1 protein-coding gene is annotated in these 222 nt (G+C 47.3%); it reads right to left on the reverse strand.

Features of this window, described 5'->3' with window-relative positions; translation table 11 throughout:
* On the reverse strand, positions 1-222 hold a 222-nt coding region (locus SU32_RS16760), incomplete at both ends, for a GDP-mannose 4,6-dehydratase (RefSeq protein ID WP_144421190.1).

Below are 222 nucleotides of genomic sequence, written 5' to 3' on the forward strand. Positions count from 1 at the left end.
ATTTAAGTGGCTCGGCCATGCTTTCGCCAACAGCCTTGTAGCCTGCGAAATGAATGACGGATTCGCATTCATGATCTTCGAGCGTTTTTTGAACAAGATCAGGGCTGCGTATATCGCCCTCGATAAAAACAGGTTCTTGCTGGAAAAGCTGGTTTAACCGATCAAGCACTCCGGAGGACGAGTTGGAGAAATTATCCAGAATAACAGGTGTGTAACCGGCCT

Origin of the sequence: Ahrensia marina, from assembly GCF_001293565.1 — a bacterium.
GTDB lineage: Bacteria > Pseudomonadota > Alphaproteobacteria > Rhizobiales > Rhizobiaceae > Ahrensia > Ahrensia marina.